Origin of the sequence: Vibrio splendidus, from assembly GCF_001557875.1 — a bacterium.
GTDB lineage: Bacteria > Pseudomonadota > Gammaproteobacteria > Enterobacterales > Vibrionaceae > Vibrio > Vibrio splendidus_F.
Window position 1 is genome coordinate 144,097 of record NZ_LNRF01000004.1, and the last position, 22,103, is coordinate 166,199.

General features: G+C 43.2%; 18 protein-coding genes. 8 read left to right on the forward strand and 10 right to left on the reverse strand.

The genetic code is table 11. The features are described from left to right. Position 1: 1 nt before the first annotated feature. From ATB74_RS12035 to ATB74_RS12065, 7 genes are all read left to right on the forward strand, one after another. Positions 2-454 carry a beta-galactosidase subunit beta gene (locus ATB74_RS12035; RefSeq protein ID WP_061018687.1) on the forward strand — a complete coding sequence of 151 codons (453 nt, stop codon included), beginning with the start codon at positions 2-4 and terminating at the stop codon, positions 452-454. 180 nt (positions 455-634) lie between these two features. After that, positions 635-2,059 (forward strand): amino acid permease, encoded by a 1,425-nt coding sequence (locus ATB74_RS12040; RefSeq protein WP_061018690.1) that lies wholly within the window; start codon positions 635-637, stop codon positions 2,057-2,059. Positions 2,060-2,633: 574 nt separating this feature from the next. Then, a complete protein-coding gene (locus tag ATB74_RS12045; protein WP_060982584.1) occupies positions 2,634-4,067 on the forward strand; it encodes an amino acid permease in 1,434 nt (477 codons plus the stop codon). Between the two features lie 399 nt (positions 4,068-4,466). Next, positions 4,467-5,531, forward strand: a complete 1,065-nt coding sequence (gene ygjJ, locus ATB74_RS12050; protein WP_060982585.1) for a protein YgjJ — start codon at positions 4,467-4,469, stop codon at positions 5,529-5,531. A gap of 15 nt (positions 5,532-5,546) precedes the next feature. Next, positions 5,547-7,922 carry an alpha-glucosidase gene (gene ygjK / locus ATB74_RS12055; RefSeq protein ID WP_060982586.1) on the forward strand — a complete coding sequence of 792 codons (2,376 nt, stop codon included), beginning with the start codon at positions 5,547-5,549 and terminating at the stop codon, positions 7,920-7,922. A gap of 381 nt (positions 7,923-8,303) precedes the next feature. Then, on the forward strand, positions 8,304-9,644 hold the full coding sequence (locus tag ATB74_RS12060; protein WP_060982587.1) for an MATE family efflux transporter: 1,341 nt from the start codon (positions 8,304-8,306) through the stop codon (positions 9,642-9,644). Between the two features lie 243 nt (positions 9,645-9,887). Next, positions 9,888-10,190: a DUF1330 domain-containing protein gene (locus tag ATB74_RS12065; RefSeq protein ID WP_061018691.1), complete on the forward strand. Its 303-nt coding sequence runs from the start codon at positions 9,888-9,890 to the stop codon at positions 10,188-10,190. Between the two features lie 269 nt (positions 10,191-10,459). On the opposite strand, the gene ATB74_RS12070 is transcribed toward ATB74_RS12065, so the two are convergent. Beyond that, positions 10,460-11,386, reverse strand: a complete 927-nt coding sequence (locus tag ATB74_RS12070; RefSeq protein WP_060982589.1) for a LysR family transcriptional regulator — start codon at positions 11,384-11,386, stop codon at positions 10,460-10,462. Positions 11,387-11,487: 101 nt separating this feature from the next. Here ATB74_RS12070 and chrA point away from each other — a divergent pair, with 101 nt between their 5' ends. Continuing rightward, the gene (chrA, locus tag ATB74_RS12075; protein ID WP_060982590.1) at positions 11,488-12,636 is read left to right on the forward strand and encodes a chromate efflux transporter; all 1,149 of its coding nucleotides are present in this window, start codon (positions 11,488-11,490) and stop codon (positions 12,634-12,636) included. 150 nt (positions 12,637-12,786) lie between these two features. Here the strand turns inward: chrA and ATB74_RS12080 are convergent, their stop codons facing one another. From ATB74_RS12080 to ATB74_RS12120, 9 genes are read right to left on the reverse strand one after another with little or no spacing between them, the layout of a single operon-like run. Then, positions 12,787-13,707 carry a glycosyltransferase family 2 protein gene (locus ATB74_RS12080; protein ID WP_061018693.1) on the reverse strand — a complete coding sequence of 307 codons (921 nt, stop codon included), beginning with the start codon at positions 13,705-13,707 and terminating at the stop codon, positions 12,787-12,789. Further along, a complete protein-coding gene (locus tag ATB74_RS12085) occupies positions 13,700-15,481 on the reverse strand; it encodes a hypothetical protein (protein ID WP_061018695.1) in 1,782 nt (593 codons plus the stop codon). The genes ATB74_RS12080 and ATB74_RS12085 overlap by 8 nt, the downstream gene beginning before the upstream one ends. Before the next feature lie 18 nt (positions 15,482-15,499). After that, on the reverse strand, positions 15,500-16,504 hold the full coding sequence (locus ATB74_RS12090; RefSeq protein WP_061018697.1) for a tetratricopeptide repeat protein: 1,005 nt from the start codon (positions 16,502-16,504) through the stop codon (positions 15,500-15,502). Beyond that, complete coding sequence (locus tag ATB74_RS12095; RefSeq protein WP_061018699.1) at positions 16,501-17,472, reverse strand: type II secretion system F family protein; 972 nt, start codon at positions 17,470-17,472, stop codon at positions 16,501-16,503. Before ATB74_RS12095 ends, ATB74_RS12090 begins: the two co-directional genes overlap by 4 nt. 3 nt (positions 17,473-17,475) lie before the next feature. Continuing rightward, positions 17,476-18,441: a type II secretion system F family protein gene (locus tag ATB74_RS12100; RefSeq protein WP_060982594.1), complete on the reverse strand. Its 966-nt coding sequence runs from the start codon at positions 18,439-18,441 to the stop codon at positions 17,476-17,478. 9 nt (positions 18,442-18,450) lie between these two features. After that, the gene (locus ATB74_RS12105; RefSeq protein ID WP_060982595.1) at positions 18,451-19,902 is read right to left on the reverse strand and encodes a CpaF family protein; all 1,452 of its coding nucleotides are present in this window, start codon (positions 19,900-19,902) and stop codon (positions 18,451-18,453) included. Positions 19,903-19,934: 32 nt separating this feature from the next. Beyond that, positions 19,935-21,155 carry an AAA family ATPase gene (locus tag ATB74_RS12110; protein ID WP_061018701.1) on the reverse strand — a complete coding sequence of 407 codons (1,221 nt, stop codon included), beginning with the start codon at positions 21,153-21,155 and terminating at the stop codon, positions 19,935-19,937. 26 nt (positions 21,156-21,181) lie between these two features. Then, positions 21,182-21,673 carry a TadE/TadG family type IV pilus assembly protein gene (locus ATB74_RS12115; protein ID WP_060982597.1) on the reverse strand — a complete coding sequence of 164 codons (492 nt, stop codon included), beginning with the start codon at positions 21,671-21,673 and terminating at the stop codon, positions 21,182-21,184. After that, a complete protein-coding gene (locus tag ATB74_RS12120) occupies positions 21,673-22,101 on the reverse strand; it encodes a TadE/TadG family type IV pilus assembly protein (protein WP_060982598.1) in 429 nt (142 codons plus the stop codon). The genes ATB74_RS12115 and ATB74_RS12120 overlap by 1 nt, the downstream gene beginning before the upstream one ends. Positions 22,102-22,103: the final 2 nt, after the last annotated feature.

Sequence of the window (22,103 nt, forward strand, 5' to 3'; positions counted from 1 at the left end):
GATGATCGTTTTAGACAACCTAGAGCAATTTAAAGTCGTTTACCGCGACGGTCGTAAATGGCAGCGCTGTGTAGAAGCGATTGAAAACATCGGCAACATCAAAGATGGCGTGATGTATTCCATTGGTGACTCACTGGCTTACATGATTGAAGACGGCGTGGCTCGTAACACAGAAAACTTCACCGGCAACCGCCGTTACTTTGATGTGCATTACTACTTGGAAGGTCGTGAAACGGTCGAGTTTGCAGCTAAGTCTCAACTTGAACAGACCCAAGCTTACAGCGATGAAAACGACCGTGAACACCTAATGGGTAACGGCGAGACTCGTGAGTTAGTTGAAGGCCAAGTGGCGATCTTTGATAACAGCAAAGCTTACCGCTTTCACGGTGATAACCGAGTTCGCAAAGTAGTGCTGAAAGTGACCATCGAAGACGGCTACTTCCTTAATAAGTAAGCAGCCGAGAACAAGCTACCGAAGCCAAACAGCTGAAAGTAGCAACAACAAGATCTATTCACAGTGTGACCGAGGCTTGCCGTTCAAGGCTCAGTCACACTGCAAACGCCTTTATGCTTCTTCCCTACAAGGAAGCTTAAAGATATAACGACTATAATTACGTGACCCTTGGAGGACACTATGTCTGAATCTGTACGCGGTAAGTTAGGCAAATTTGCCCTACTCTCCATGACATTTGCAGCGGTATTTAACGTTCGCAACATTGTAAACAACAACATCGAATTGGGATTGAGTTCAGCCCCTATCTTTTTGCTCGCTACCCTTATTTACTTTATTCCATTCGTGTTCATCATTGCTGAATTCGTATCCGCAAATAAAAATTCTGAGTCAGGCATGTACGACTGGCTTAAAAAACCGCTAGGCTCAAAAGCAGCCTACCTAGGTTCGTTCCTATACTGGTTCGTAAACCTTTTCTGGTTTGTATCACTGCTACCAAACGTAATTGCTTATGCGTCTTACGCGATGTTGGGCTATGAATACGCCTTCTCGCCAGTCGTCACATCGGCTATCTCGATTGCTCTGTTTGCAGCAGCGACTCACATCTCAACCAAAGGCGCGAGCTGGCTAGGTAAGATTGCCGAGATCGTGGCATACGGTGTATTCGCTCTATTTGCAATCTACGTTATCGGTGCACTAATGGCACTCGGCGGCAACCATGAACCAGTAGAACCAATCACGCTTGAAGCAATGACACCGACCATCAACTGGGCAACGCTAGGTATCATGTGTTGGATCTTCCAAGCAGCCGGTGGTGCAGAAACCGCAGCCGCTTACCTAAACGATGTTAAGGGCGGTCACAAGTCTTTCATCAAGGTTATCATTGGTGCGGGTATCGCAATCGGCGCAATGTACGCAGTTGGCTCTCTTCTAGTAAACGTATTCGTTGCTCGTGATGAATTGACCTACGCTGGCGGCATGGTTGAAATCTTCACAGGTATGGCGAACTACTTCGACATTTCACAATCTCTAACGGGTCGCTTCGTCGGTGTTATCCTATTCGTTGCGATGTTCGGTTCGATGATGATGTGGACAGCAGCTCCAGTAAAAATTCACTTCTCTGAAATTCCTAAAGGTGTTTACGGCGAGAAGACAACAGAGCTTAACGAACACGGCGTGCCAGTACGTGCTGCTTGGTGGCAGTTCGCATTTGTATTCGTCATGCTTGTGGTTAACGGCTTCGGTTCTGAATCAGTACAAGACATGATGAACACAGCTATCAACCTAACAGCAGGTACCGCAATGTTACCGCCAATCTTCATCATGGTGGCTTACTTTGTGTTCCGCTTGAAACACGACGACACACCACGTGATTTCCGTATGGGTACTCGAGTTCAAGGTATGGCTGTTGTATCGGTACTTATTGGTATCTTCGTTGTGAGCATGACAGCATCGGCATTCCCGACTGGTGTTGACCTTGTTCAAGCCTTCTTCATCAACGTATTCATGACAGCGGTATTCTCTGGTATTTCATGGTGGTGGATCTCTCGCTTTGAAAAGAAGCAAGCTGGTAAAGAGGCAAAGCTAGAAACGGCTAAGCAGTCGTAATCCAGAATCTATACATCTAATTGAAAAGCGCCTTCATTGGCGCTTTTTTTGTTTTAAATCAGACAATTAAAACAAGGACTTCAAAAATAAAAACGCCGTTCCGTCAAGGTTTAACTTCACGAAAAACACTAATTAATCGGTAATAAAACTCGAATAAAAATCAAGGTAAAACATTAACTAAATTTATTTACTCAAGGTCACATATTTGATCAATTTCGATTAACTTCCCGCCGCTTAATCTTTAATCTTCTTGCTGAAGAGACAAATTGATTTATATAAATAAAACGACACAAAGCCCCTACAAGCCTTATAAAACGTCGTTCATGAAACAAGCAATCTCTTCAATGAACTTCATAATCTTTAACTCTTTGTTCTGGTAATAACTTTACTGAAACATCAGAAGAGAAAAGTACAAAGAAGTCCGATCGTAAACCTATAAAAACAACAATGAGCCAACCCTGACAAAACAAAGCGGGTGTTTGCCAAACCAACATAACAATAAAAGTGCGGCCTAGAGTTTCCCTATCTAGGACCAAATTATAACGATCATCAACGTGATTCACCGGAGAACATCATGTCCGAAAATAAACGCAGTACGATAGGCAAATTTGCCCTACTGTCTATGACCTTCGCGGCGGTATACAGCTTCAATAACATCATTAATAACAACATCGAGATCGGCCTTTCTTCGGCTCCGATGTTCTTTCTAGCGACCATTTTTTATTTTGTTCCTTTCTGCCTGATAGTCGCTGAATTTGTATCACTGAATAAAGACTCTGAAGCGGGTGTTTATTCTTGGGTTAAAAGCTCTCTAGGCGGCCGCTGGGCGTTTATTTCAGCTTACACCTACTGGTTTGTTAACCTGTTCTTCTTCACCTCTCTGCTGCCTAGAATCATCGCTTACGCGTCGTATGCGTTCTTAGGCTTTGAGTACATATTCACGCCAATGACCACCGCAATTCTGAGTACTATTTTGTTTGCTATCGCGACTCATATCTCTAACAACGGCGCGAAATTACTGGGCCCTATCACCTCACTAACATCATCACTGATGCTGCTACTAACGATGTCTTACATCTTGCTATCTGGCGGTGCTTTAGTTGGTGGTATCGAGCCAGCTGACCCAATCACCATCGAAGCAATGACACCAAGCTTCAACTGGGCATTCCTTGGTGTAATCACTTGGATCTTCATGGCGGCAGGCGGTGCAGAATCGGTAGCGGTTTACGTTAACGACATCAAAGGCGGTCACAAATCTTTTGTTAAAGTAATCATCATCGCAGGTATCTTCATCGGTGCGCTTTACTCGGTAGGATCTGTGTTAGCGAACGTATTTGTTGCTCGTGAAGAGCTTAAATTTACAGGAGGCTCAGTGCAGGTATTTGAAGGACTAGCAAGACACTTTGGACTGTCTGAAATCCTGATGAACCGTTTCGTTGGTGTGGTTTCATTCACTGCGATGTTGGGCTCTCTACTCATGTGGACAGCGACACCAGTTAAAATTTTCTTCTCTGAAATCCCTAAAGGCATCTTCGGCGAGAAGACCGTTGCACTAAACAAGCAAGGTGTTCCAGAGCGTGCCGCATGGGTTCAGTTCTTCATCGTGATTCCATTGATGTTCATCCCAACGTTGGCATCTGACACAGTACAAGATCTGATGAGCACCATCATCAACATGACAGCAGCGGCTTCTATGCTACCGCCACTGTTCATCATGATTGCTTATCTTCACCTGCGTGTGAAACTGGACCATCTTCCTCGTGATTTTCGCATGGGTTCTCGTACGGTCGGCATTACAGCAGTGTCGATTCTTATCGCCATCTTCACCGTTGGATTCTTCGCCTCAACCTTCCCAACAGGCGCAGACATCATGACCATCATCTTCTACAACGTGGGTGGTATCGTAATCTTCCTTGGCTATGCATGGTGGAAATACGGCCAATACGAGAAAAGTTTGTCTCCTGAAGAGAAAAAATTAGAAGCAAAACCGGAAGCGGCTAACGCCTAGTCGATATTGATATTGATATTGATTTGAACGATTACAGGCACTCACCACACAGTGAGTGCCTTTTTATTTGTTGATACATTTCTATCCAACACGTCGAGTTCACCAAAGACATTCAAATCAACAATCTATCAACCCAGAAAAAGATTCACTTAATAAATACTTATCTCCCTAGTCATATCTCTGCAAATTCAACTCAAAATCAAAATAAAAATAAAGTAAACATTTACTAAAAATAGATCACACTTTTAAACTGAATTAATTTTAAACCGCAAAATTATCATTAATATCGGTTTTGCGATCGTAAGTAACCTGACCAATACGCCTTGAAGAGCACCCCATATTAGAAGTCAGAACTACTTACGAATCTTCATTTATAACCCCGACATAGAAGTGATTAAAATGAAAAGTAGTTTTACTAAAAAAACTCTTATTACAAGCTGTATTCTTGCTGCCTTAAGCACCACTGCCCACGCGGAAGAATCCGCAGCAAACCACAGTGATACTCAGCCTCCTAAAACAGAAACTGAAACCCTATTTAACTTTTATGGTGAGCTTGGCCTTGGTGGGCACGTGGCACTAGAAGGTGATGATAAGGGTCGCTACGCTGATGGCACATACATCGAAGCAGGTCTCGCTATCGAACATGGTAACTGGTTTGGTCTTGCATATATGGAAGGTTGGACAGTACAAGCTGACGATGAAGGCAATGCATGGGCAACTGGTCATGGTTGGGGCGGCTTTGAAGGTGGTTTTAACCGCTTCTACGCTGGCTACCGAACCGACGCAAGAACAGAGTTTATTGTTGGTCGTATGGACTCTTCATTGGATGACGTTCAATGGTGGGGTGATGCAACCGTTGAGTACGGCTACGCAATATCTAACACTCGCGACGTAAACGTAGGGGTAAAAATTCAGAACTTAGAAGGTAAGCTTCGCTACAGCGTTTCTTTCGCTCCTGAATCTGACTTCTCTGAAGATGACGCTCTTGTCCATTTCGGTAAATACGATGGCTTTGCTGACCAATGGAAAGATAAGAACGCCATGGTCAATGGTTACTTACAATATGACCTTACTGATGACCTAACATTAATGGGTGGTGGTGAAGTCCGTAATAACGATGGCGGAGAGCTATTACTATTGGGTGCTGAGTACAAAAATGTTGCTGCACGTGTTTGGCACGACACAGACAAAGGCAACCAAGAATCATTTGGCAGCGAATCTGGCATTCAAACCAGTGCATGGTACGAAGCAGCTCAAGGCGTATACCTATCAGCAGCCTACAACTACGCAAACTTCGACGGCGACAATGGTGAGAAAGAGATCACTTCTTACATCAATGCTGGCGTTTGGTATGAATACGGAAACGGTACATTTGCAACGGCCTTTGACAGCCGCTTTGGCGTAGGCAGCGATACTGAAATCGGCGATGCGCAAGTATTCGCAATGCAATACTTCTACTGGTAATAACAGGAACTCATCATGAAACTGAATAAATCATTCGCAGCTCTCGCTATCGGTGCAGCACTTGTTGTTACTGGCTGTGCATCAAACTCTGACACAGAGCAACTGCAAGCTAACGAATTTAAGAACGTTATCGACCGTACGGGCTCACCAGAATACATGCGTGACTACGACTTCGATGACCACCAACGCTTTAATCCATTCTTCGACCTAGGTGCTTGGCACGGTCACCTGCTGCCAGACAGTGCAGAAGGCATGGGCGGTTTCCCAGGTACAGCACTGCTTACCGAAGAATACATCAACTTCATGGCTGATAACTTCGACCGCCTAAGCGTGTTCAAAGACGGCAAAAAAGTCGTATTTACCATGGAAGCTTACAGTCTACCGGGCGCATTGATTCAGACGCTAAAATCTGACGATGTTACGGTAGAAATGACGATGCGTTTCGCGTCTAACCGTACTTCTCTACTAGAAACTAAAATCACCACTGACTCCCCAGTCGAATTAGTATGGGACGGCAAACTACTAGAGAAAACGCACGCCAAAGAAGGCGTTTCGCAAACCGACAAAACCATTGCCGAGACATACCCTGAGTACAACCGTCAGATCGTCGCAACCGACGATGGCTTAAAAGTGACTTTCGGTAAGGTGCGTTCAACATGGGATCTATTGACCTCTGGCGAATCTGAATACCAAGTTCATAAGTCGATTCCAACGAAAACGACTGTTGACGGCCTAGCGTTTACTTCAACCGCAAACATTGAAGAATCAACCACTGTTTACACGACTTACTCGCATGTTCTTACTGCTGAAGAAGCAAGAGCCGAGCAGCCAGAAATCAAAAAGATCATGGCAAACCCTACCGACTTTTTAGCTGCATCTGCAGAACGTTGGGAAGGCTACCTAGAAATGGGATTAACCAACCCGAACGCAACGCCTGAACAAGAGCGTGTTGCGGTAAAAGCAATGGAAACCCTAAACGGTAACTGGCGTGGTGCTGCAGGTGCAATGGAGTTTGACTCGGTTACACCATCAGTAACAGCACGTTGGTTCTCGGGCAATCAAACTTGGCCGTGGGACACCTGGAAGCAAGCTTACGCAATGGCGCACTTCAACCCAGACGTCGCGAAAGACAACATCCGTGCGATGTTCGCTTACCAAATTCAAGCTGACGATGCCGTTCGCCCATGGGATGAAGGCTACGTGCCAGATCTACTCGCTTACAACCTAAGTCCAGAGCGTGGCGGCGACGGTGGTAACTGGAACGAACGTAATACCAAGCCTAGCCTAGCAGCATGGGCAGTAATGGAAGTCTACAAGACCACCAGCGATGAAGCTTGGCTAGAAGAGATGTATCCAAAACTAGTGGCATACCACGACTGGTGGCTGCGCAACCGCGACAACAATGGCAACGGTGTACCTGAATACGGCGCAGCTCGCGACAAAGCACACAACACACCTGAAGGTGAAATGTACTTCACCGTGGTTCGTGGCGATAAGCACGAAACAGTCGTAGGTCAAGCAGCACTGGATAAAGTCGTGGCCGAAGGTAACTACGATTACATCGAGAGCCCAGCACAAACAGCCGCATCTTGGGAATCTGGTCGTGACGATGCAGCCGCATTTGGTTTCATCGATAAAGATCAGCTAGACGCGTATGTCGCAAACGGCGGTAAGCGCAGCGATTGGGACGTTGAGTTCGCTCAAAACCGCGCTGAAGACGGCACATTACTAGGCTACTCGCTACTGCAAGAATCTGTCGACCAAGCAAGCTACATGTACAGCGATAACAAGTACCTAGCAGAAATGGCTGACATTCTAGGTAAAGACGCAGAAGCGAAAGAGTTCCGCGAAAAAGCAGAGCACCTATCGAACTACATCAACACTTGTATGTTCGACGAAGGCACTAACTTCTTCTACGACATTCGCATTGAAGACAAACCATTAGCGAATGGCTGTGCCGGTAAACCGATTGTAGAGCGTGGTAAAGGCCCTGAAGGTTGGTCACCACTGTTCAATGGCGCAGCAACTCAAGATCACGCTGATGCGGTTGTCTCAGTGATGAAAGATACATCAGAGTTCAACACCTACGTTCCACTGGGCACAGCTGCGCTTTCTAGCCCAGCATTCGGCCCAGATATTTACTGGCGTGGGCGTGTTTGGGTAGACCAATTCTACTTTGGCCTAAAAGGCATGGACAGCTACGGCTACCGTGATGACGCAATTGAAATGGCAGGCGCGTTCTTTGACCACGCCGATGGATTAGTTCAAGACGGTCCTATCCGTGAGAACTACAACCCATTGAACGGGGAACAACAAGGCGCACCAAACTTCTCTTGGAGTGCAGCTCACCTGTACATGCTTTACAACGATTTCTTTACTGACGAAGAGTAAATCAAACCTATACCTGTCTTCTGGAATTCAATGAAAAGATAACCTCATAAGTTTCAGGCTTTGGCACTCAGTATCTCGCTGAGTGCCTTTTTTACACCTGAAGCCAAACAAGCACTTAGACTATTTGGCCTACGATGATCCTTTTACTCTATTCGCTTTACTCCGCTAACTTGGGCAAGCTTTTACTCACAAAAAACATAGAGTGCTCTTGCTATGAAACTCCGCTCAAAAATTTCATCACTCTCACTAAAATATTGGGTTCTGAAGACTTATTCTAATTTTATTTATCCTTATTAGTCTTCCGGACATTAATTTGATAGTCGTTTACTAAATACTCGCTAAACTATAGTGTCGCCTACCCCTTTTTTTGAGAAAACCTAAATGCCTAATGCTGATTCCACCCTAAATAAACGTATGGGAATCGTTGCGCTCACCTGGCCAATTTTTATCGAAGTTCTTCTAAGAACTGCACTCAACACCAGTGATGTCTTCATGTTATCGGGATACTCAGACAAAGCCGTGTCTGCCGTTGGTGTTATCTCTCAGATATCCTTTTTTCTGATCATTGTCTCAACCATGGTCAGCAGTGGTACGGGGATTTTAATCGCGCAATACAACGGTGCCTCTCGCATTCAAGAGAGCGCTCACGTGGGCGTAGCAAGCATCATTCTGGCCATTATTGCCGGTGTGCTATTGAGTGTTATTGCAGTTCTTGTTGCTGAATATTTTATCCCGCTCTATCAACTCGAGCCTCAAGTCGAACAGTACGCGCAAGAATACCTGTTCATCAGTGGAGCTCTCACTTTCAATGTAACCATAGGTGTGGTTCTCACCACAATTCTAAGAAGCCATGGCTATTCAAAGTCACCGATGGTGATCAACATGATTGCAGGTGTCATCAACGTAATCGGTAACTACTGTGCCTTATATCAACCTTTTGGTTTGCCTGTATACGGCGTGCAAGGGGTTGCTACCGCGACCGTAATTAGCCAAGTGATCGGGATGTTGATCTTGATTGGTGTGGTCAGAAGCAAAGGCATTGATCTACCAGTGAAGCAGTTTAAATCTGTGCCTAAAGCCATCTATCAAAAAATCATTAAGATCGGCTCGATGAACGCAGGAGAAGTACTCTCTTATAACATGGCTCAGATCAGCATTACCTTCTTTGTCGTGCAGATGGGTACGTCTTCACTGGCTGCGTTTACTTACGCACAAAACATCGCTCGCCTCTCTTTTGCGTTTGCACTGGCAATTGGTCAAGGTAGCCAAATCCAAACTGGTTATTACATTGGTAAGGGCTGGATCGACGAGATTACCAACCGCGTGCAACGTTACTTTGTGGTTGGTTTTATCGCTTCAACGACGATTACCAGCATTGTTTATGTGTTCCGTTTCGACATTCTCGATCTGTTCACGCAAGATCCAGAGATCATTGCACTGGCTGCCGCACTGATTGCGGGCTCTATCATTCTTGAGGCTGGCCGAGTATTTAACCTGATCTTTATCTCTTGTCTAAAGGCCGCTGGCGACATTAAATTCCCGATCAAAATGGGCATTCTCAGCATGTGGGGCATTGGGGTTGCCATGAGCTATTTACTTGGTGTGCATTGGGGATATGGGGTATTTGGCGCTTGGATGGCAATCGCGATGGACGAGTGGTTCCGTGGAATCATCATGGCTTATCGCTGGCGAGCAAAGAAATGGACTCGATTCTCTTTCTAGAGTAGTAAGGGATCTTCAAATTACTTCATAAGTCCAATCCCTTTATAACCATGCCCAGACGATACTCTGGGCACACTCTAACTTAGTTGTCATGTAATCAGGCTTACTCTCCATTAGTTATAAATTCATCAAAAGCACACTACTATTACCTTACTCGTTAGCTATATCGTTAATGATTAAATGCTATGCACTAACCGCAACGAATAAGCACAGTGCCACTAGCATGACAAGGAGAACAAGGTTATGTCTTACTACTCAGTATTAGAAGTCACGCCAACGACTGACACATGGGTCGCTGATTACATCGAACCAGCAACAAGGCTCGTCATACAGCATGGTGGAAAATATCTAGCACGCACTGCTAGCCACGAATGTGTAGAAGGTAACGCAGATCAACCGGCACTGCGTGTCATCATTGAATGGCCATCAAAACAAGCAGCCGTTGATTTCATGAATGACGCAGAATATGCCCCTTACTTACAAGCTCGAACCGAGGGCTCGATAAGCCACCATGCGTTAATTGAAGGTAAAGATGATCTCACATAACTCAATCAGGAGGGATTAGAACTGACTTAGAATGAAAGAAAAAAGCGCTAGGGGGAGCTAGCGCTTTTAAGACCAACTAAGTCCGTTTAGACTGGTAGTTTTTTAAGCTACACCAAGAGGATATAACCAATTTTTTCACTTAGGTAAATCAAAAGTCTATTCTTTACGACTACTTTGAATCGTAAATTAAGTATAGTCGGGTTCTTATAATAAGCCGGATTTTTCTCAAATTAATTCATATAAAATTGGCAACTAACCGGCACGATAAACTATTCGGAAACCACAGATGAGACCGTATTAGTAATCAATTTTCTAAGTAGCTTATTTTTATCATCTAAATGCTTAGCTTTCCTATAAACAAGCTGGATATCAAAATCTGGAACATCAATCGGTGGTTTCACAGCTAACAAGGTTTCTTCGCTATCAATATCCTTACGCGCGACAAGCTTGGGAACAATACAAAGTAATTCTCTACCACGAATGAGCCGTTTTACTGTTAAAAAGTTACTGGAAGCTACAGCCACTTTCCGGCTAAGTCCTAATTCAGCCAAACGAATATCAACTCCCGTTTTTAAAGTTCCAGCAGGAGAAACGAGTGCGTGCTCGACAGCAACAAATTGTTCTAGTGACATCGGGTCCTCAATAGATAGAACCGATTGATCAAGTAAACAAACATGCTGCTCCGTGTACAAATGCTTTGTTCGATATTGCTTTGGTACCTCACCAAAGCTGCCTATCGTCATATCAAGCTTGGCATCTTCAAAGACTTGCTGGTAGTTACTCCGGTTTACATTGAACAACGCTACTTGGGAGTAAGGAGAGGATTGCTTAATAAGGTCAAACAATATTGGAGCGAACATCTGCTCAGCATAATCAGTGAGACCGATCTTCCAAGTCCCTTTATAAGTCTCTGCATCAAACGATTTAGACAGCAGTACCTCTGACTGGATGGTATTTAGTAGTGCTTCGACGGTACTGGATAGTTCGATGGCTCGGTCGGTCGCCTCCATCTTGCTACCCACACGCTCAAACAAAGGGTCATCAAACAACTTCCGGAGCCTTTGTAAGCTATGACTCATCGCTGACTGGCTGACATAACAGCGTTCAGCCGCCTTGCTAACGCTGTTGGTTTTATACAACGCTTGCAGTGCAATCAACAAGTTAAGGTCGATCCCCTTCCAGTTAAAATCAGCCATAAAGCGAAACCCATATTATTCATAGTTATAATTAAAACAATTAATTTGAATCATAGTTTAACTCCACCTAAATTACGCTAAACATTTATCTGGAATCGATCATGCTTTCAATTTTTAAAACCTTTTTCTGGCTTGGCTGGATTAGCTTCGGTGGACCTGCGGCACACATTGGCTACTTCCGTAAGACATTTGTTGAGAAACTGAATTGGTTGTCCGACGAAGAGTACGGACAAATTGTCGCCCTCAGTCAATTTCTGCCGGGCCCGGGATCAAGTCAAGTTGGCTTCGCTGTCGGATACAAAAAAGGTGGCTTAACTGGTGCTATTGCAGCATTTGTGGGGTTCACTTCTCCATCTGTCATTCTGATGCTGATATTGGCGTTAGTGAGTAACCAGTTGTTGGAAGCTCCGCTGTTCATCTCTGTCATCCACGGGCTTAAGTTACTCGCCGTTGTGGTTGTGGCTGATGCCACTTTCGGTATGTACAAAAACTTTTGCCAATCGAAAATCGCAACCGCGCTGTGTGTCATTACCGCAATTATTTTGCTGTTGCTCCCTGGGATTTGGCCTCAAGTTTTGGTTCTAGTATTTGCAGCTATGGTTGGCAGTAAGTTCTTAACCTCACAGGAATTAAAAACTGTACCTTCGACGCACAAGATATCGTTAACACCACTCGTGATTTTCGTTGCTTTACTGATTGGCCTTCCTCTATTCCGTGCTTACTCTCAAGGCATTGAAGTGTTTGGCCTGTTCTATCAAGCAGGCAGCCTAGTCTTTGGTGGCGGCCACGTGGTACTTCCACTGCTACAAAATGGTATTGGCGACCAACTGTCTCAAGATGCCTTCCTAACAGGTTATGCAGCGGCGCAAGCAGTACCTGGCCCGATGTTTACGTTAGCCACTTATCTAGGTTATGTGTTGATGCCATCAGCACCGATCACCGGCGCCCTACTCGCAACTATTGCTGTGTTCTTGCCGGGCTTCTTGTTGCTACTGGGGGTACTGAAGAACTGGCAAGCAATCGCGAGCAAGCCTCTAGTAGCTGGTGCACTTACAGGTGTGAATGCGGCGGTTGTAGGTTTGTTATTGGCAGCGCTATATCAACCGATCTTCACAAGTGCAGTGAGTAATGGCTTAGATTTCGCTCTGATCATTGTAGGTGTGTGGTTATTGAAAACCGTGAAGTTACCTATTGTAGGACTTGTCGGATTATTCATGGTCTTTGGCGCAATGACAGGTTTAGCTGTCTAAAAGATTGATAGTAAGAAGTGAGCGAGTCGCTTGCTTCTTACTTTCGTCTTTCATAATTTAATCTACCTAGCACCCGCTATATAATTAGTAATTCCATCTCAAAGCTCATGCTCTCGAGTATTGATCTCTTAGCCAAATATCTCAGCTAAGTCATTCATCGTCCTTAAATCTTAAAATAGAGAGTATTCTCATCTCTCGCCTACCTCGTGATACGTTATCTAGTATCAAACCGCAGAAAAAAGACATCACCGCAATCAAAGCTATTGAGCTAGACAAAACAGCTGTAGGTAGCCTTTCAACCAACCCAGTATCAACAAAATCAACAATGACGGGGATACCCAAGATCAACGAAATAAAACCGAGCAATATCGAGAGAGAGCCAAAGAAAAACATCGGCTTTACATCTCTCAATAAGAACAAGATAAAATTTAGAATCTTGAGACCATCGCTCAAGGTGTTCAGTTTGCTGGTAGTCCCTTCAGGTCTAGATTGGTATTGAGTCGAGACTTCTTTGATTGACATATTATGGTTTAACGCATGCACGGTAAGTTCTGTTTCTATCTGGAAACCATCGCTGAAGATAGGTGCGGTTTTGACAAATCTATGGCTCATAATTCGATAGCCAGAAAACACATCATTCAATTGCGCATTGAATGCCAAGTTAATCAGAGATGAAAACATCTTATTCCCAAGGATATGTCCTTTAGGGTAAGCCATTGAAGTTCGCTCGCGACTGCCAATGATCATATCAAGCTTTTCATTATTTAGTTGGTCGATCAGTTCGGGGCATATTGCGGCGTCATAGGTGTCATCACCATCAGCCATCACATAGATATCGGCGTCGATATCAGAAAACATCCGCCTCACAACCTCCCCTTTACCTTGGCGCGGCTCATGTCGCACAATCGCCCCTGCTTGTAACGCCTCGTTGACCGTGTTGTCGGTTGAATTATTGTCATAAACATAAATGGATGCATCAGGTAAGGCTTGTTGAAAAGACGCTACCGTTTCACCAATGGCTCCGGCTTCGTTATAACATGGGAGTAATACTGCGATTTTCTGTTTATTCATGCTCACTCCTTACTTTAAAAACTCGATAACCATCCTCAATTCCATCATATGTAACGTCTAACCAAGCCGGAATATTATCCCCATGAAGTATTCTAACTAAAGAGTCCTCGCTTCCAGAATCCTTTAGGAGAGTTAAATGAGGGTCATTACCGATCAATATATAATCAACCTTTTTATCGACTATTTTGTTTCTTGCTAGAAGCATGTCCTCTTCTAACATCACTTCGATTAAAAATTGGTTACCTACAATATTTCGATGATAAGGCGCGGCGATTATACTGTTGTTCGTTTGAGCTAATACAGGTGCCCCCGTTTCTATTCCTGAAAGAATTGTATGAGAGTTAATACCGTTATCTTTTAACACCTTAAAAATGACTGGTAGCTTGTCGCTCTCATCAGGTTTGGTAGTCACTTCCTCTGCTGGAGACAAAACGAGAATGACAAACGCTAACGTCAATGGGGCACCTGAGAGAATAACCAGCGCTTTCAGTAGTGGATATCTAACATATTCAGATATTTTAATAATAAAGTACGCTTGAAAAGGTGCCGCTAAAACAAAGCACAATCGTATTACTCTAACCTGCCAAAAAATCGCAAGGGCTAAGTTAAAAATAAATATGAGGTATAAGATTGCACAGTGGTGATTTTTAATCCTAAAAACTGGGTATAAAATAGCGGGGACCAATAGTAAGGCATAGTTCTCGACAGAGAAGAAACCTTTAATGGCTATATAATCAACTACAGATTTGGCCTCGGTGACCTGATCTAGCCAGTACAGCTTAAGTACCGGAGGGTAATCAATAAGCAAAGCACTTGTCAGTGATGGATAAAGAATAACAACCGGAAGTAAACAAAACAAACCAAGAAAAACAAACAAAAAAAATCTTTGAGTTGAGTTTTTTATATTATTAGTCAATCGGTTGTAAGCATTGACAAAAACCCAACCACTAAAAAATAGAATAATGATAATAAATGAGATTTCATCATATTTAAAAACAAAAAACTCATCATAAGGTCTATTTAATAAAACTGCACAGGTTCCAAAAATCATACAAGTTACATATAGCTTAGAGATATAACTAAACCACTCGTCACGAATGAAGCAGTAATACACTGTATAAATAATTAAGAAAATCATAAACAACAAAACATTATCCATCCCAGTCCATAGAGATAGAGACAGAAAAATGGCCTGAGCATACACTCGCCATGATTGCCTTAGGTTGTCGATAGAAGTCGGTGTTACCGATAAGAAGAGCGTTGCTAAAATAAGTTGAATATTATGATGATCAATAGAACCGGGTAAGAAATGAATAATTGAAGGCGAGGAAATTGCAAACATCATGCTTATGAAACGATACTTCCCTCCAAAGTAATGTTCACATAAATAGAAACATGACAATGCATACAGCAATAAATAAAACAATGGAACAATTGAAATTGAGATAGTATAAGCAAGGCTATCATCAACCATAAATAACAATGGGAAGGCAACGAAAGAGAGCATTAAGTCAGGAAATCGAGACCAATGAATAATCAGGCCATCCTCGGCATTGAAATTACTCATCGGCTCAAGATACCAATGGCCACTTTTCATCCATTCTTGAAACTGAACAAAACGCATGTAATCATCGTTATCATTCAGGTTCAGTATTGAAACACTCTCCCATTTATAAATAAAAATCACAGTGGCACAAATTAGCCAAACTACAGAAATAACAATGGTATCTTTGTTAAAATTCTCATTTTTAGGCAATATGAATATCCTTTTCATTGAGCCAACATATAGTTACTACTGCTCCATCTCTCTCACTTCCGCTAGTGCTCGGTTTAAGTTTTCATTCGCTACTTTGTAGTAAGATGATTTTTTATCTATGGCCTGCTGTAGATAAGGAACAGCCTGATCGGGCTTTCCTTGTAAGATCAGGAAATAACCGACATTATTCAACGCTTCTGGGGCGTCCATGTGCCTCATGAATACGTTGGTTGCCTTCTTAATATCCCCTGAGGCCAAGTAAATAAGCGCCAGATTATTCTGAGCCTTTTCATTATTCGGCTCTAACTCTAAAGCTGAACGCGTGTACTGATACGCTTCCTTGTAGTTACCATACATGTAGTGGGAGTAGCCCATATTCAACAAAGCTTTGACTGAGCTTTTATCTATCGTTAGTGACTTTTTGAAGTACTCTTGTGCGATCTGATGCTTTCCGTCAACATCTTCCAGTACACCAATCCCCATATAAGCTAATGTTGGAGACATGCTGTCTACCTTCAAACTGGCCACTTCACTTTGGCTCAACGCTTGGTAATTTTGGATTGTTTCACTACTTTTTAAACGAACTTGGTCTGAATTTATCGCTTTAAAGAAATAGCTTCGACCTTCATCGGTACGGCGTTGCTTTGTATACAAAACACCTAACTGCTCCAATACTTCGGTGTGGGCTGGGTTAAAGTCTAGCGCTGCTAGGTAAGCTTTCTCGGCCAACGCATAATTACCGCGAGACGAATGTATTTGGCCAATAGTGAACAAGGTTTTATCGTGAAACTCTTTTTCAGGGAAGGACAAAGAGCGTATATATTCATATAAGGCCAAGTCTATATTGTTGTCTCGCAGAGCAATGTCACCGCGCATAATTGCTTCTTTTTCATTTAGCGGTGGATCATCACTAGTTAAAGAATCGATTGGTTTGCCAGAATACAATTCTGCATCAAATTGATTGGTCGGTTCATCCGAAGAAGCACAACCAAGTAGCAAAATTGGCAACAGTAGTAGAAGAAACTTATTTAATAAAATCATAAACTTGCTCCCGGCGCAGTTAATGCGTCCATTACGATCAAAAGTCCAGGGCCAAGTGCGACAATAAAAAAGCAAGGCCAAATAAATATCAACATCGGGAATAACATTTTAGTCGGTATTTTCGCCGCGATTTCTTCAGCGGCTTGCTGACGTTTATCTCTAAAGTCTTCAGTATAATCACGAAGTGTTTGCGCTAAGCTTCCCCCCATTCTCGATGCATGGGAAAGCAAAGAAACCAAGCCTTCTAATTCGACTAAACCGGTTCGTTCAATAAGCTGCCTCAGCGCATCAGGCATAGTGACACCGGCTTGGATTTTGGCAAACACCGTCTCTAGTTCATCCGCAAGATCCGGCTGAGAAACATAAAGCTCAGATGCAACGCGTCCAAGGGCGGCATTAAAACCAAGCCCAGACTCAGTACAGACAACGAGAAGATCGAGAGCATCTGGAACACCATTTCTGATTTTTTTCTGACGCTCTTTTTGTAACTTACTCAGAATAATATTTGGCGTGAATGTTCCGAGAAAAACACAGGTCATGATGAGTAAATTATTGTAGTCTCCGCCCAGCGCTATGTAATAAACCATAAAAGCCGCGACAATACCGATCAAACTAGACAAAACCTTCAATGCATAAAAAACTGATAATGAACTCTTCTCATGGAACCCAGCATGCATCAGCTTTTCTGAGTAAGTTTCATTATCCTTTTTGTTACCTTTACTTAAAAAAGGGCTCAATGATTCAAGCGTATTTGAGAAATCATAGGGTTTTCGGCCACCGACACTTCCCTCTTCAGATATTTGTCTTAGCTTCTTGTCTAAAGGAGATCGAGCACCTAAGAACAGAAACCCAACAGTCAATGTTAACAAGACAGTAGTGAGCAAAATCATCGCATAAATAACTACTTGAGAGCTGATCCCAAACTCTTCTAACATCTGCTTCCAGACTTCAATATTGAGTAGTTCCATAAGTTAAATCTCTATGCTGATGATCTTTTTAATCCACAAGGCCCCGATGGCCAAAAGAACAATACCGACACTGACCATCGATATACCGCGCGGATCTTTATAAAGTGGCTCGATATACTCGGGACTAGCCACCCGTAATGCGAAAAACAAACCAAAAGGGGATAACGTTAAGATCCATGCTGATAAGCGACTTTCAGCAGAGAGTGTTTTTACCTTCCTTTCCAGTTTAAAACGTGCTCTAAGTACTTCAGATACCTTTTGCAGGTTCTCAGATAAGTTACCCCCAGTCTCTTTTTGCAACATTACGGCACTGGAAAAAGCCAGCATTGATACGGTGGGGACTCGTTCTGTCATCTGTAAAATCGCTAGACGTAAATCATAACCATAATTAAGTAAATTATAGGTGTTCTTAAATTCGGTACCTATTGGGTCAGGAAGCTCTTCGCCAACCTCATTAAATGATTGAACGAGCGGTTGTCCTGCTTGTAAGGCTCGTCGAATAATATCCAACGCTTCAGGAAGTTGTTCTTCAAATCGAGCCATTCGGTAAGTCACTCGATTTTGTACAAACAGATAGGCGATAACCCAAACAAAAATGAATGCCCCCACGCTGATGAACCATACTTGGTTGGTCATTATCGATATTAATGAGAGCAGCACAGCGCAAAGAGAAACAATCAATAAGAACCGGCTTAAGGACACTTTCATACCTGCGAGTTCCAACATTTTTTTCAAACCCGCGAAGAAAGAGATAACAATGAGCTTGCGATCCAGCGGGGAAAGTTCTTTGTTATAGTGCTCTTTGAGTAATGACAAACTCTCTGCATCGATATTACGTTGCGTCTCTTTCAAGCGACGAGACAACTCTTTATGCTTCGCTTTCTTACCAGCAGCAGGTAACAACAACGCTTGGGAAATAAAAAGCACTGCGATAAACAATAGGCCTAATGAAACGCTTACATTGTCCATAATCTCTCCTTAACCTTTGGTCTCACTAAAGAGCTCGAAAGGCAGATCGAGTCCCCGTTTGACTAACTGGTCATGGTATTGAGGCACAACTCCCGTTGCCGTGTAATAACCGATAATATTGCCATTTTCATCAATACCTTTACGCTGAAAACGAAATATTTCCGACATCGTAATCACCTCACCTTCCATGCCGTTGATCTCTTGGATGCTCACCATACGACGCTTACCATCTTCTTGGCGTTCCATTTGAACAACAAGGTGGATAGCCGAAGCTATTTGAGCTCGTAAGTTTTTGGTTGATATGTTCCACCCAGCCATCGAGAACATGTTTTCGACACGACTCAAGGCATCACGAGGGGTATTCGCATGAATGGTAGCTAGTGAGCCGTCATGGCCCGTGTTCATCGCAGCCAGCATATCAACGGCCTCGCTACCACGAACCTCACCAACCACGATTCGGTCGGGGCGCATACGCAGGGTATTTTTTACGAGTTCTCGCTGGCTAATTTCTCCCTTCCCTTCTAGATTAGCAGGGCGAGTTTCTAAACGAATGACATGAGGTTGTTGAAGTTGTAATTCCGCCGAGTCTTCTATGGTAATAATTCGCTGATCTCGAGGAATAAAGCCAGAAAAGATGTTAAGTGTTGTCGTTTTACCAGAGCCAGTCCCTCCGGAGATTAAGATATTTAATTCACCTTTAACCGCAGCTTCGACAAACTTAGCCATCTGAGGAGACACTGAGTTATAGTCAATCAAGTTATCCATAGTCAAACGATCTACAGCAAAGCGACGGATAGAAACGGAAGGACCATCAAGTGCGAGAGGTGGGATAATCGCATTAACACGTGAACCATCAACTAAACGGGCATCTACCATAGGTGACGCTTCATCTATGCGACGGCCAACCTGACTGACGATACGGTCAATAATATTTCTTAAATGGCGATCATCAAGAAAAGTATAGGGCGTTTTTTCAAGTTTACCTCTTCGCTCGACATAAACGCTTTTAGGGCCGTTGACCAATATATCTGACACGGTTTGATCAGCTAATAAGGGCTCCAACGGACCAAGGCCAAAAACCTCATCTTCTATCTGTTTGATAACCCGTTTACGACCTTCTGCACTCAGAGCATGGCTACCATCTTCAGCCATTAGCTGTACGATAGCTTCGTGCAAATCTAACTTCGCACGCTCTTTCTCCAAGCTAGAAAGCAACCCTAAATCTAGGGTCTCTAGCAGCTGCTTATGAAAAAAGTGTTTGATTGAGAGCTCCTGCTCTAAAACCTTTCGAGCCTCATCAATCGCCTTCTCCTTTTCAACGCTCGCTTCAGTATTCCTAGAGTGACTAGACGCCTCAACATTGGATAAACGGTCAACAGGATTAGCATCTTCTGAATCATGCGAAATCTGTTCTACTTTTTTTTCAAACTCTGGATTTACATTTTTTCGTTTAAAGAACATCACAATCCCTCGTGTTTACTTTTCATCACCCATTATGAAAACAACTTTTTCAGCCACCCTTTCTCTTCTTGTTCTGGTGGTGATAGAACATGAGACAAATCGATGATAGAGCGAGTAATTGAGCTTTTTTTTCTCGACTGAACTAACGGCTGTCCCAAGTTGGCACTCTCCAGCGCAACTTTAAAATCGTTAGGCATAAGGTGTATATTATGATTACCCACCGCCTGCTCAACATCTTTTAACTTAATTGAATGTCGCTTTTCATAACGGTTGAGAATGACCTCTATTGAGTCACTCTGTAAGCCGTACTCAAATTTCAGAGATTTAATTAATCGGCTTGTGTTTTTTACTGACACTAAGCTCTGTTGCAAAACCAAAAGTACTTTAGTCGCTGGTGATATTGCTGATGCAAATACGTGATCTAAGCCTCTAGACAGGTCAATGATCACATAAGGGTAGAAACGACGCAGAATTGGGAGTAATCTGCCTATTTTCTGTGCCTGTTCAAAATCATCAGCGTTGTTTTCATGTTTAAAGCTTAGAACATGTAGACCAGATTCGTGTTTACTGACTAAAGAGCCCAAAGACATTTCATCCAAATCATTAGAACTGTTGATCGCATCAGAAACGCTATAAGTCGGTACTATGTTCAAATAGTCTGGAATCACGCCAAATTGAAGATCAATATCGAGTAAAAGAACTTCATTAGGGTGTTGAGTAGCCATCTCAATGGCAGTATTCAACGCCAAGGTCGTGGCCCCCATCCCTCCTTTGGTATTCAAAAACAAAATAAACTCACCATAATTCGAGTTTTCCAGTTTTTCGGAAGCCGTTTTCTTAAGTAGAGGGAGTAAGTCAGAAAGTGTGACATTGTGAGACAAGAAGTCTGAAGCCCCTAAGCGAAGCGCGATTTTTAGTGACCCATTATCACTTTCATCACCGAGCACAACTAAAGACAAATCCTTATCTTCTAGTGATAAGTCATACCCCTGGAGTTCAACCATTTTTTGAGCCCAGTTTCCATGAGCTTCAACGAAAATAAGCTCTGGGACATCTGCACTTTTTAAGTACTCCTCGCTCATTGCCGAGAGAGAAAATGACGTCACGTGCACATTTCGACATTTCTTTAACTCGAGGTTCATATGTGAAAGAAAACCTTCTGAGCTATAGATCAGCCAAACCTTTAGATTTGTTTTTAAACGCGGCATACCCTTATCACCTTCATTAGGCGTTATTTTAATCGCTTCCCCCATATATTTATCTCCTTTTAAATAACCGCTTATGGGCACCGATTCTTGATGTCTGTGCCAGCTTCAGCCCTTACCACCCCTAAGCTTTCTGCCGGCAGTGTTGTTTCAAACGCAGGGGCTGCAAGAAATCCATTATTTCCTAAAAAGCTTAGGTTACTGATTAACTGAATTCCATAACCCGTAGCCCTAGCACGCACAAATTTAATGGTGCCAAAGTTCGCTTCAAAATCAGAGGCAACCTCTACCCCACTCGCGTCTAAGTAAGCCACTTCTAAGTTCGCATTAGTAAATCCAACAAGAGGAATATCATTCACTACCATTCCCGCAATATTATCTCTATCAAGGACGTAACATACCGTCGCTAACCTAGCAGCCTTCCTAGTCGCTTCACTGACCATTTGCAGCGAAAATATATAGGCACCCAACGCTAAAATGAGAAAGAGCAGTAGAAAAATTAGTGATGAGACCAAAGTGAACTCAATAATGGCAAGCCCTTTGGTTCGTCTTTTAACTCTTATCATCACAGCACCCTCATCACTGAAGTCACACTTAATGGAACAGCAAAACTCTCGTTCGAAAAAGGAATAGACAAGAAGAGTGGAACATAATCATACGTCACACTGACTCGTACATAACTGTCGCCTGAAGGCGGGGTTACGGTCACATCCGATGTCGTCAATGAAGATAATACAGCTGTTCCTACGCTGTTCTGACCATAGACCACGACATTCTGAATTTCAGGCGTCGGTGCGATGGTTCCACCAATGGTTCCATACACTTCACTAACCGCATAACGAGCGCCATTTTGCACTGACTTCGATATCACGTTGTAGTGAACAAGGATATTGCCAAGCTCTAGAACTAATACTAGAAAAAACAGTAAGACGGGAGTCGCAATGACCATCTCTACGGCAGCAAATCCCTGTTGAAATTGATTAGATTGCTTCATGA